Genomic DNA, 13,157 nt, shown 5'->3' with positions numbered 1-13,157 from the left:
TAATTATTCTTATTCATTGTCGTTGTTGACTAAGCATAAGGCCTCTTTTCTAGAGGCCTTAACAGGGAAGACAGTGCTTCCCGATGTCTTAGTCGATGAGTTTTTTCACAACAGCATTAACTGCAATCAGTATATCTTCACCTAATTGACGACTGCGTTGAACTGACCAGCCATACACATCGTCGGGTAAGTCAGCATTGTCTTTAAAAGGCATTTCTACTGTGTAAGCCATGCATGAAAACTTTTCACCCACTGCGTTTGACGCCACGGTTAAGTTTGCTTTACCCGGCGCGTCTTTCTCATAACCGTAGACATCCTGAAACTCAGGCGTTGCACTAAGTAGAGCTTGCTTAAAGGTATCTTCTAACACCTTAATCTGTTCATTGTAGCTGGGATTCCCTTCACTTCCCGCGACAAAGTTGTAAGGTAATGCTTCATCACCGTGTAAGTCCAGATAAAGATCAACGCCTATCTCACTCATCGCATCAAGCACATAGAGTACTTCTGGGCTTTTCTCTGCACTAGGGGTCGCCCATTCGCGATTTAAGTTAGTGCCCACTGCATTGGTACGCAAATGCCCTCTGGCACTGCCATCTGGATTCATATTGGGTACGATGTAAAACACCGCGTTATCCAACAATTGCCGAGCAAGACCATCTTGTTCATCAAGCAGGCGATATATAATCCCTTCTGCACACCATTCGGCCATCGTTTCACCCGGGTGCTGACGAGCTGTAATCCAAACTTTCTTTTTCTCTGGGGTTTCTTCTCCGATCACCAGCATAGACATATCTCGTCCATCTAACGTTAATCCGAGAAAGCGATGTTCACATAACAATGACATCTGCGCATCATGGATAAGATCCAGGTGACGCTCGTAGCTATACGGAATGAAGTACGCAAAGTAAACGCTTGGCTGCTCCAACGTAATTGAAAATACTAAATTATCTCCGTCAAACTCGCTTGGCACTCGAAACCAGGTTTGACGATCGTAAGATGCCAATACATGATAGCCTTTCCAACCTTCCGGATAAGCAGACTTAGCTAGGTTACCAATGGTCATAGTGTGAGTGACAAATGTTTCACCCACTAGGCGAAAATGGAACCATTGGGCAAATTCAGACTGGTTGTCTTTGACGAGACTAAGACGAATGTTTTGTGGTGATTGTGCGCTAACAACTTCAATGTTACCGCTGTCAAATTGACTGGAAATATGCATAGACTGTCGTTTTCCTCATTATTTGAGCGCTAATTTAGCATAGACACCAATACAAAATCACCCAGTGGATGGGGATTATTGCTTTGGATATTGCCCCTTTTGTTTACACGACAAAAAAACCGACCTAAACGGTCGGTTTTTAGTCAGCTGTGCTTTGCACTACCTGTGGGGTATTTCCCCCTTAGAGAGGAAGTGTAGGAAAGCTCAAGCCTGCCATATCGCGCACTACGCGTAATACCTGACAGCTATAGCCGAATTCATTGTCATACCATACGTATAGTGTCAAACGGTTATCAGCAGCAATAGTAGCTTGCGAGTCCACCACTGATGCCGCCCGTGAACCAACTAAATCAGTCGATACTATTTCTTTGCTCGCAGTGTAATCAATTTGATGCTGTAACTTTGAAAAAAGCGCGGTATCACGTAAGAATTCATTCACCGTCACTCTGTCCACTGCGGTTTTCAAATTTAAGTTTAAAATAGCCAAAGACACGTTTGGTGTAGGCACCCTAATCGCATTACCCGTTAACTTGCCGGCTAATTTGGGATAGGCTTTTGCCACTGCTTTAGCTGCACCAGTTTCTGTAATGACCATGTTAAGTGGTGCACTGCGGCCACGGCGATCGCCCTTGTGATAGTTATCAATCAGATTTTGGTCGTTGGTGTAGGAATGTACGGTTTCCACGTGACCATTTTCAATGCCGTATTCTTCATCTAACGCTTTTAGCACTGGCGTGATGGCATTGGTAGTACAACTCGCTGCGGACACAATTGTGTCTTCTGGGGTTACTTCGTCATCGTTAACACCGTGAACAATGTTTTTAATGTCACCTTTGCCCGGCGCAGTAAGGATCGCTTTTGCAGCTCCTTTTGCTTTTAAATGCAAGCCTAACCCATCACGGTCGCGCCAAATCCCGGTATTGTCCACAATAATGGCATTGTCGATACCGTATTGCGTGTAATCTACTTCATCTGGACTGTTAGCATAAATAACCTGAATGTAAGACCCATTCGCTTTTAACGCATTGCGTTCGTGATCTACAGTAATACTGCCATTAAATGGACCGTGTACTGAATCTCTGCGCAATAGGCTGGCGCGTTTTTCCAGATCGCCATCGCGACCACCACGCACCACAACCGCACGCAGACGCAATTTATTGTTTTTACCCTGACGTTCAATCAACAAACGAGCAAGTAAACGACCTATGCGACCAAAACCATATAGTACAACGTCTTGAGGCTTCTGGTTGTCCTCTTTGTTAACAACGTCATTGAGTTTTTCGTTGAGGTAAGCCGCAAGGTCACTCTTGTCAACCGCAGACCCATAATGAAAATCAAATGCAAGCTTGCCGATATCTATTTGTGCAGGAGCAAGTTGCATGGCACTTAACGCCTCTAAAATGGGAAAGCTTTCCCGTAAGCGCAGCTTTATACCTTCATGCAGGCGTACTTTACGATGCGCTTTAATTACGTCAATCGCACTGGCATTGAGTAATGAACGACCGTAAACGGAAATTTCAACTGCCTTATTTCGGTACAATTTCCCGATAAGGGGCAACATCATTTCCGCGTATTCCTGACGCTCTTGCCAGCTGCTTTGTAGTTCCTGCTCAAACTGTTGATTCATGCTTTTGCCTTCATCGATTTAAATTAAGGTTAGTTACACGTCAGCTTTTTATTATTTTTAGGGTACACTAGGTAGAGATTCGTCTGACGATGACGAGCGCTATCATAATTAAACACACAAGGAACACCAAATTGTTGATAAGTTTCATAATGCGCGCGAAAGACACGCTTAAAGACGTATTATTTAGTAAGTTTCCAACAAACTGGTACTTGGCTCTGCGCAACACCCTTTTAGGTACACTGTTAGTGGCACTTACCGGGTGTAGCGATTTGTTCGAGCCTACCATAGGCGAAATCTGTGAAGCTCACAGCGAAATGTGCACCGATCTCAACGTTGATGCACGATGTCGCGAGGAGCGAGCCCAAATAATACGTCTTCGTTATTACAACAAAGACAGTAAAGGGGATGCCCACAAATATTCGATGTTGTTAGGGTTTGAAGAGTACTTATCTTGCGTTGAAGTCGCGCAACACATCGAACACATCAAACACAAAGGCAAAGAAGCGACGCGTTTAAAAGGCGTGATTACTGCGCAAAAGGAAATCCGTCGGTTAAGTCGTGAAACCAAAAATTCACTTGACCCCTATTTGTCTTACTATCATTGGTCTCGTTATAACGACCAGGAAGCATTCCGCCGCTTTGAACGCTACGCCGCTAGCGACAAAGTTTCCGATCCAGAGTTACTGGTTGCCTTGGCGTCTGTTTTAATAAAGACGGATCAAGAGCGTACTATTAATACGCTGTATCGCGCCCTAAGCCTGTACACAGATAGCGAAGAAATAGATATAGAGATATATCACTCTCTGGCGTCCATCGCGATGGACAGGGACAATTACCGGTTGGCCTATGTGTGGTATGGAGTAGCAGAAGCATTTGATGAAAGGCTACCTGACATTCAGCGGGTTCAATTGGGCGAGAGGTTTAATTTACCTGTTAACATCCTCGACAGTGTCATTGAAGAAGTGGTGAGCGCACTTAAGGACAGTACCTTTAACGCAGAAAAGTTAAAGCTCAAAAAGCTCTAGTTTCTGAAACTCAGTTTCATATTAGATAGTGAAAAAGATATAAAAAACCGCCTTCTCTTGGCGGTTTTTTTATCGCTTTACGGATCGCTCATCCCTAACTGCTCAATAAACAACCAACTGTTTACCTTAGATAACGCCTTTTGCAAACACTCATTACCTCAGCCTTTAATACTGAGGTTATCTTCACCGATAAACGTCATCGAAACTGAATTGACACAGTAGCGCTGACCGGTAGGCGCCGGTCCATCAGGAAAAACATGACCTAAGTGGGCACCGCATTGCTTACAAAATATCTCTACCCGACGCATCGAATGGGATAAGTCTTCGCGATAATCCACGTTACCGTCGTCTAATTGCTTATAAAATGACGGCCAACCACATCCCGCATCAAACTTAGTATCAGAGGGAAATAACGGTGCATCACAGCATTTACACACATAAACGCCGTCCCGTGCTTCATCGAGCAGGGTACCGGTAAAGGGCCGTTCAGTGCCGGCTTCGCGACATACTCGGTATTCCTCGTCACTGAGCTTTTCGCGCCATTGAGCGTCATTTTGATGATCAGTCGCCATGTATTACCTCTTTTAAATGAAAAAAGGCGTATTTGTTCCCAAATACACCTCTATTTTACTATGACAAGCGGCTATGCGCCTATTTTTTAATAGCTGTCTGTGGCCTCGCTGGATCACTCCACTCGATGTGATACTTCTTACCTGCTGGTTTGTCGACACGCTGGTACGTGTGTGCACCGAAATAATCCCGCTGGCCTTGCAATAGGTTAGCAGGCAATACAGCGGTACGGTAAGAGTCGTAATAACTCAGTGCGGACATCATTGCTGGACACGGTACACCCGCTAATGTGGCCTGAGCAATAGACTCTCGCCAATCAGCCTGAAATTGCGTAATTTGCTCAGCAAAATACGGATCCATCAATAGATTCGCGAGTTCCTCGTTATTTTCATAGGCTTTTGAAATTGACTGAAGAAACACAGCCCGAATAATGCATCCAGCACGCCAAATCTTGGCAATTTCGCCAAACTCAAGTGTCCAGCCATGCTCTTTGCCTGCCATCGCCATAAGTTGAAATCCCTGCGCATAAGCACAAATTTTCGAACAATATAGCGCTTGTTCCAGCTTATTAATAATAGACGTTTTTTGCTCATCACTAATAACCGGAGCTTGTGGACCTGCTAATACTTTGCTGGCCGCCACCCGTTCTTCTTTTAAGCTGGAAATACTGCGAGCAAACACCGCGGATGTGATAGTTTGTGCAGGGCTTCCCACTTGCAAAGCACTGACCGCAGTCCACAATCCTGTACCTTTTTGCCCTGCTCTATCTAAAATAACATCGACAAGGGGCTGATGTGTTTCAGGGTCTAACTGCTCAAGTACTTCAGCACTGATTTCCATTAGATAACTATTGAGCTTACCTTCGTTCCAGCGACGGAAGACTTCGGCAATTTCAGCTGGTGCCATATGCAGAGCTTGACGCATTACATGATACGTTTCACATATAAGTTGCATATCAGCATATTCAATACCGTTGTGGACCATTTTCACATAGTGACCAGCGCCAACTGGCCCAATGTAGGTTGCACATGGCTCACCTTCGGTAACGGGTTTACCCGGAGTGTGACTCTCCAGCGGCTTGCCTGTTTCTGGGTCAACCTTTGCTGCGATAGATTTAAGCACAGGCTCGATGCGGGTCCAGGCATAAGGATTGCCCGAAGGCATCAAAGACGGTCCAAAACGCGCGCCTACTTCCCCACCTGATACAGCCGTAGAGAAGAAAATAAATTTACCTTTGTATTGCTCTTCGCGGGCGACAGAGTCAGTCCACAAACTATTGCCAGTATCGACAACGATATCGTCAGCCTGAATACCCGCGTCTATAAGGTGGTTACATACGTGATCGACTGGATTTCCCGCTGGGACAGAAATAATAATTAAATGAGGGGCTTTAAGCTTGCTAAGAAGCTCGGTGTAAGAACTGCAACCTTCAACGCGGGGCTCTGTGTTAACGCCTCGCTCACTTGCATCTTTCGCTAAAATAGATTCAACTTTGTTTTGGTCTAAATCGAAACAGGCTACACGGTAGCCGTGATCGACCAGGTTCATGGTCAGGTTACTGCCCATTACCCCTAAACCGATAAAACCAATGTCACACGGTTTGTCATCGTGCGAAATACCACCTTTATTTTGCATAGGAACACCCTCACATTTCAGATGGGAGCGCATGATACCACCTGAACGCATAAAGAACAGTCAAACATCAACAATTTGATACGGTATGCCGTATTTGTCGCCACTGGTAAATGTTAACCAAGGTTTTTAGGGACTGTAATGATCTCTCGTTAATCTACATTGATTGATTATCACCTTCAAATTCGGCAAAACTGAAAAGCGCCAGCGATCGACTCGCTTGCAAAAAAACCTTCTGAATACAAATTGAAGGTTGCTCTTCCAGTGATGGATAACGGGTATCCAAATGCATCGTCCAGCCTCCTCTGGGAGCCACTGTAGGCAAGTGAAAGCGCAAATCACTGTGACTGGCATTCACACACAAAAACCAATGCTCAGGTTTTTGATTACCTAATGCAGAGCCTTTTATCTCTACACCAAATGCTTTGTTATGCCTGGCATTCCAATCTTCCGACGCTTTGTCTGAACCATCGGGTTTATACCAATTGATTTCGTGTACATTGCGCGACAATGTATAGGGATCATCATTTAATTTTAACTCGCTTAACAACAACGAAGAATGGCGTAAGCGGATGACGTACTGGCAGAAAGTCAGGAAGTCTTGCTTGCGCTTATTGAGGTCCCAGTGGAGCCAACTAATCCGATTGTCTTGGCAATACGCGTTATTGTTGCCTTTTTGAGTACGACTGAGTTCATCGCCACCTAGAATATGTGGCGTACCCTGCGAAAAAATAAGGGTCGCAAACAAATTGCGCTTTTGTCGCTCGCGCAACGCGAGTATCTCTTCGTCGTGGGTCTCTCCTTCAATTCCGTAATTAGAGGAGAGGTTGTGACCATGGCCATCCCGGTTGTCTTCAAGGTTATCGATATTGTGGCGTTCCGAATAAGTCACCAAATCGTGCAGAGTAAAACCATCGTGATAGGTAATGTTGTTGACCGATGTACTGATATGTCGTTGCCCTTTGTGGAAAATATCCCGCGAGCCCATCATACGCGTAGCAAAATCGGCAGTAACCCCTTCATCTCCGCGCCAAAACGACCGCACGGTATCGCGATATTTATCGTTCACTTCTAACCAGGAAGAAGGGAAATTTCCCACTTGATAGCCACCGGGGCCTATATCCCAGGGTTCAGCCAGTAGTACTTTGTGTTTAAGTACAGGGTCACTGTCAATGGCTCTTAACAAGCCAGACTTTTTATTGTAATCCTGAGGTTCTCTTCCCAGGCTTACCGCCAGGTCAAAGCGAAATCCATCCACGCCAACAACGGAAACCCAATGACGCATGGCATCGAGTATTAACCCCATCATAAAAGAGCTGGCAGTGTTGATCGTGTTACCACAACCAGAGTGATTGGAATAAACCAGCTCGCCTGTCTTAGTTTGCTCAATGAGATATGCCTGAAATGGACAGAAACCTTTATACGACAGGATAGGTCCACCCTTTCCGGCCTCGGCAGTATGGTTAAACACCACATCCACTATCACTTCTAGTCCCGCATGGTGATACGCTGCCACCATTTGTTGTAGCTCAGCCAACGCATCGGATATCCCATATCGCGGCTCTGGCGCAAAAAAGTTAACGGGATTATAGCCCCAGTAATTAGTCAGCCCTTTGTCGGTTATAAAAGGCTCTGGCATAAACGAACACACCGGCATAAATTGCACCGTAGTGACGCCAAGATGTTTGAGGTGGGCTATTACACTGGGATGCGCCGCACCAAGGAATTTACCCCGGTGAGACAAAGGCACATCAGGGTGAAGCATCGTTAGCCCTTTTACATGAGCTTCATAGACGATGCGCTTGTGCTTAGGGACTTTTGGAACTGGCCCTTCAGGTTTTGGATAAGCACTATCATCAATCACGACACTTTTTGGGATCATGAACTGGGAGTCATGCCTATACTGTCTGGCGTCCCACGTTATAGGTCGACTTATTTTTTTTGCATAAGGATCGATCAGTAGCTTGTCGGTAGGGACAGTATTCAACCCACCATCTCCTCGTTCTACCCGATAACCATAATACTGCCCAGCATCGATATCACTGAAATGGCCATGCCATACTTCACCGGTTTTTTCAGGCAAGGGATATTCAGCCGTTGCTTCTTCCGTATGTATATTGAAAAAGCAAAGAACAACGGCTTTGGCATCTGGCGCATACACAGCAAAATTACAGCCTTCGCTGTTAAGCGTAGCACCAAGAGGGTAAGGTTCACCCGAACTGACATGTACCTTCATCACCGCGTCACTATTATTGTTCACTTTTATCTCGTATTTTTACTCAAAGGTTGATACATACGTGGGCTTATTCAGCCTACAATTGTAACGCCATTAAATTCAGCCACCGGTTGATTAAAGTTGACTGGCTTTTCACCAATTAGCGTTTTCGCCATGTGCTCAACCGCTATACAGCGCTGGTGATGTAAAATACCGTAGCTAATGGTGGTAAATTTATTTCAACCGAATGCGCTCTATCATTCCACGCTGTCGGTGTTGACGTGACGTGGTCAAAAACCGAATAACCACTCCCCCAAAACATCGCATCGTCAGTGTTTAATACCAATGATAAATGACATGCATCATCCACGCCTATTCTAAAGTTCTGACGTGGAACAGGAGTGAAATTAGATACTATATAAACCTTTTGACGGCCATGTTTAGCGGTTCTTACAAACGAAACGACACTTTGTTCTGAATTCTGATGATCGATCCATGCGAAACCGGCGCTTTGGTGATCCTGTTCATACAGTGCAGGTGTCGAGGTGTATACCTGATTAAGTGCGCGATAGAGTTTTTGCATTCCAGCGTGTTTTTCATATTGTAATAACCCCCAATCTAAACTGCTATCGTGGTTCCACTCTTTACTCTGTGCCAACTCATTGCCCATGAAATTGAGTTTCTTACCCGGATGGCCATACATAAACCCTGCGTAGCAGCGCAGGTTAGCCGCTTGTTGCCATTCGTCCCCTGGCATTTTTCGCAGCATGCTGCCTTTGCCATGCACAACTTCATCATGGGAAATAGGTAACACAAAGTTTTCATCAAAGGCGTACACCATACTAAAGGTAATATCGCCATGGTGATAATTCCGGTATGCGGGATCTTTTGCAATGTAGTGCAATGAATCGTGCATCCATCCCATATTCCACTTAAAGCCGAATCCCAAACCACCGTCAAACACTGGCCTAGACACTTTATCAAAGGAGGTAGATTCTTCTGCGATAGTCATGACGTCGGGAAAGTGGCGGTAAACTTCTTCATTCATCCATTGAAGCAGACTAATGGCTTCGTAATTTTTATTTCCTCCGTCCACATTGGGGATCCATTCGCCGTCATTTCGGGAATAATCCAAATACAGCATGGATGCCACGGCATCGACTCGCAGACCGTCAACGTGGAACTTATCTAACCAATATAGGGCATTGGCCACCAGGAACTGACGAACCGTATCTTTGCCAAAGTCATAAATACAAGAGTTCCAATCTGGATGCCATCCTTTGCGTGGATCCTCATACTCATACACACAGGAACCGTCGAAACGCGCTAAGCCATGGCCATCTTCAGGAAAGTGAGCAGGTACCCAATCGATAATCACTCCCAGCCCAGCCTGGTGACACTTATCCACGAAATACTTAAAATCATCAGGGTTACCAAAGCGACTGGTTGGCGCGAACATGCCCACCGGTTGATATCCCCAAGAGCCGTCAAAAGGAAACTCTGTTACAGGCAGCAGTTCCAAGTGTGTATAACCCATATCACACACATAAGGAATAAGCTCCTCTGCCAATTCCCGATAAGTTAAGTAGCGGTTATCGCTGTTTGAATGAGGGCGCTTCCACGAGCCTAAATGCACTTCATAAATGCTCATGGGTGTGTCGTATTTATTCACCTTTCGCGCGTTTAGCCATTCGCTGTCCTGCCACTTATACGCAGCGTGGTTGTAAACTTTTGACGCATGGGAAGGATATTGCTCAGCACTAAACCCGACAGGGTCTGCCTTGTGAGGCAAATCATGACCATGCGCGTCTTTGATATGGTATTTGTAGCGCTCCCCTTCCCCTAATTGCGGAATAAACAATACCCAATATCCCAATGACGTCTTTTGCATAGGATGAAATCGGGCATCCCATTGGTTAAAATCACCAATCACGGAAACTGCGCTGGCATTCGGGGCAAATACACAAAAGCGCACACCATTTATTTCGTTGCCTTCAGGTGTTGTCACTACATGCAGTTGTGCGCCGGCTTGACGATACAAATTCGCCGGTGTGCTATCAATATAATGTACTGCATGGTACGCCGATTCTTTAAATTGATAAGGATCTATATAGTGATTGTCAGATGATTGCCCATTAACGGAAAGCAGATAGGATTGGTCGCGATGTGCTTCAGACAAGTTAGCTTGGAATAGGCCACGTTGAGAAATAGGGTGCAATGCAACATTGGCTAACGCCGGGTTATTCCATGTTATCGTGACAGATTGCGCGTCGGGGCGCCACACTCGAAGCACGAGACCTTCTTCACTTTCGACAATTCCTAACTGGGAAAAAGGCTGTGCACAACGTACCTGTTCTAACTGCTGCGCTAATTGCATTCGCTACTCCTATTAAAAACCCGCATTGCAGCGGGTTTAATTTAGTTAAGCGCCATTACCGGCGCTTTAATCTTACTCGATTAAGAAGCGTTTAGTCACTTCTAATTTTGATGCTGCCTGATTACAGGCTATTTGTGACTAGCTTGCTTTCTCGCCTGAGTAAGCTTAGACGCTAATTCATTTATATCATGCCTTTCAAACATTGACTCAATGTTTTGCGTGAGCTTTCTGCGCCAGTTAGGATATTCATCAAACGTACCTGGAATATTTACCGGCTTGTCCATTTCTAACCAGTCTTCCAATTGCAAACTCAATAGTGCACTTGATCCACCTGCCATATGAATTTGCATGCCGTTGTTGAGCTCTCTTGTCATACCAGTGAAGTTCACATCTCGACCTACATTGTCTGCTATTGAACTGTGTCCATGTAACGTATCAAGAATGGCCTGTTTATTTTCGTGGCGATCGGCATAAAGGGTTTGCAGAATTTCTTCTGTTGGATACAGTCCAAGTGCTTTACCCAACTCAAGGTCTAAGCAATGCCAGTACCCAATTAAGGTCGGCATATCATGAGTAGTAAGTGTAGACATAGATTGAACAGGGTAATGGCTTGGCGAGAAGAACCCACCATCTTCAGCTTGTTCAAAGAAAAACACACGATAAGAATATACGCCGTTATCAGCGAGTTTACTGCGAATTTCCTCTGGTACAGTACCTAAGTCTTCCCCTATCACCAAACTTTGATTGCGGTGGCTTTCAAGTGCCAAAATACCGAGCAAATCATCGACTGGATAGTAAATATATCCGCCATCTTTCGCGTTATCACCTTTTACCACCCACCATAGGCGTAATAAAGCCATTACATGGTCAATGCGAAGTGAACCCGATGACGCCATATTCGAGGCAAACAAATCGATAATAGGCTGGTATGCCTGCTCATACAGTTTACGTGGATCCATCGGTGGAAGCCCCCAGTTCTGACCTAGCGGTCCAAGAATATCAGGAGGCGCGCCCACGCTTGCACCCGTACAATACAAATCCTTATTACCCCATATTTCAGCACTGCCTTCGCTGACACCGACTGCCAAATCTCTATATAGGCCGATGGTCATACCCGCTTCGGTGGCTTTGTCACTTGCGTCCTGTAGCTGTTGAGCGGCTATCCATTGCAAGAACAGGTAAAACTTCACTTCCTGCGCATTGGCTTTTTTAAATTTTGCCACTGCTGGGTTGTGATAATCTTTCAATTCCTGTGGAAATACAGGCCATCCCCAACTTTCCTTACCCTGTACCTTAAGGTGCGACTGTAAGGCATCATATACCGCAAGCATATCAAGGCTATCGCCACCCGATTCAACAAACGCCTTAAATGCCTTATTTTGCTTCGTATTAGTGCTTAAGTATTTAGCATCGTATACGTCAAACACAGCTTTTAGCGCAGCTAGTTTGATCTGTGTGACGGCCTCGTAGTCTACATGCTCTACGTTTCTGGCATGGGCTAAGGTTGTTTTAAATTCATCACTATCGACAATAGTTTGTACCGATTTATCGTCATAGCCTTCGATAGCAGTAACATCGATATATAGATAGTTAAGCCAGCGACGAGAGCTCGGACCGTAGGGTGAACAGGCATTCGGATTAGCTGGATAAAGCGCATGAATGGGATTTAGCCCAATAAAATCCGCACCAAGCCCTGCGGCTTTTTGGATCAACAATCCAAGATCGGTAAAATCACCTATCCCCCAGTTCTTTTCACTGCGTACACAGTACAGCTGAACACTGAGGCCCCAGATTTTTTTACCTGCTTTAATTTCATCAGGTGTATAACACGCTTGCGGTGCAACAATGATACGGGAAGTACCAAGTTGATCGCCATCGGCGGTAAGCGCCACGTCGTGATATCCCAATGGTAAATCCAAAGGTAGTGTGACCACGTATTCATGGAATTCCACATCATCAATGTGGGCCATTGTTGTCATTTCCTGATCAACTGGAATAAAGCTGTGTGCTATGGTTTCACCATTTTCTAGGGTAATCTTAAACACGTGCTCATCATTAACGAGTTCAATTGGCAAACGTACTGCCAGGTTAATGGTTTCATGACTGCGGATAACTTGAACTGGGTTTAATACTGACAACCATACTGACTGGATATCTTGTGCGATTTGCGACTGAATTTTTTCGTCACTGCTGGTGTCATACCCTAGTGTGTTAAGCAATTTTGCTTTACTTGATTCTGCGATGGTTGCTGGTTTACCCCATGCGTCGACGTATTGGGTCTCGATTCCCCGCATTTCAACCAGTTGTTGCAGAAGTTGTTGTGTCATGGTGTGTTATTCCTGTTACTCGGTGAAAAACGCATTGGTGTCATCGTCAAGTGCGTCTACAAACAAATTATTAACATTATTCTAGAAACAAGCGCTGGGCGAAATCTGAATACGATTGCAATAGCACTTATTCGTAATTTTGCAACACTTTAGCTTTTTATTTTG

Annotated in this window: 8 protein-coding genes; 1 reads left to right on the top strand and 7 read right to left on the bottom strand. The window is 45.1% G+C overall.

Annotated features, from left to right (window positions below; all coding sequences use genetic code 11):
• Window positions 1–88 precede the first annotated feature (88 nt).
• Together ACMCM8_RS06000 and ACMCM8_RS05995 are read right to left on the bottom strand one after the other, a co-directional pair.
• Entirely contained in the window at window positions 89–1,219 is a 1,131-nt protein-coding gene (locus tag ACMCM8_RS06000; protein WP_412726450.1) for a M14 family metallopeptidase, read from the bottom strand.
• 181 nt (window positions 1,220–1,400) lie between these two features.
• Entirely contained in the window at window positions 1,401–2,846 is a 1,446-nt protein-coding gene (locus ACMCM8_RS05995; protein ID WP_412726448.1) for a glyceraldehyde-3-phosphate dehydrogenase, read from the bottom strand.
• A 131-nt stretch (window positions 2,847–2,977) separates the two neighbouring features.
• Between ACMCM8_RS05995 and ACMCM8_RS05990 the strand changes: the two genes are divergently transcribed.
• On the top strand, window positions 2,978–3,871 hold the full coding sequence (locus tag ACMCM8_RS05990; protein ID WP_412726446.1) for a DUF2989 domain-containing protein: 894 nt from the start codon (window positions 2,978–2,980) through the stop codon (window positions 3,869–3,871).
• Window positions 3,872–4,029: 158 nt separating this feature from the next.
• On the opposite strand, the gene msrB is transcribed toward ACMCM8_RS05990, so the two are convergent.
• From msrB to malQ, 5 genes are all read right to left on the bottom strand, one after another.
• Window positions 4,030–4,443: a peptide-methionine (R)-S-oxide reductase MsrB gene (gene msrB / locus ACMCM8_RS05985; protein ID WP_412726444.1), complete on the bottom strand. Its 414-nt coding sequence runs from the start codon at window positions 4,441–4,443 to the stop codon at window positions 4,030–4,032.
• A 79-nt stretch (window positions 4,444–4,522) separates the two neighbouring features.
• Window positions 4,523–6,076: an NADP-dependent phosphogluconate dehydrogenase gene (gene gndA / locus ACMCM8_RS05980; RefSeq protein WP_412726442.1), complete on the bottom strand. Its 1,554-nt coding sequence runs from the start codon at window positions 6,074–6,076 to the stop codon at window positions 4,523–4,525.
• 154 nt (window positions 6,077–6,230) lie between these two features.
• Window positions 6,231–8,309, bottom strand: coding sequence for a glycogen debranching protein GlgX (gene glgX, locus ACMCM8_RS05975; RefSeq protein ID WP_412727630.1), 2,079 nt, complete (start codon window positions 8,307–8,309; stop codon window positions 6,231–6,233).
• 166 nt (window positions 8,310–8,475) lie between these two features.
• On the bottom strand, window positions 8,476–10,665 hold the full coding sequence (gene glgB, locus ACMCM8_RS05970) for a 1,4-alpha-glucan branching protein GlgB (RefSeq protein WP_412726440.1): 2,190 nt from the start codon (window positions 10,663–10,665) through the stop codon (window positions 8,476–8,478).
• Between the two features lie 128 nt (window positions 10,666–10,793).
• The gene (malQ, locus tag ACMCM8_RS05965; protein ID WP_412726438.1) at window positions 10,794–12,992 is read right to left on the bottom strand and encodes a 4-alpha-glucanotransferase; all 2,199 of its coding nucleotides are present in this window, start codon (window positions 12,990–12,992) and stop codon (window positions 10,794–10,796) included.
• Window positions 12,993–13,157: the final 165 nt, after the last annotated feature.

The organism is Alteromonas sp. D210916BOD_24 (assembly GCF_047159385.1).
Taxonomy (GTDB): domain Bacteria; phylum Pseudomonadota; class Gammaproteobacteria; order Enterobacterales; family Alteromonadaceae; genus Alteromonas.
This window is presented reverse-complemented; position numbering and strand designations above follow the sequence as displayed.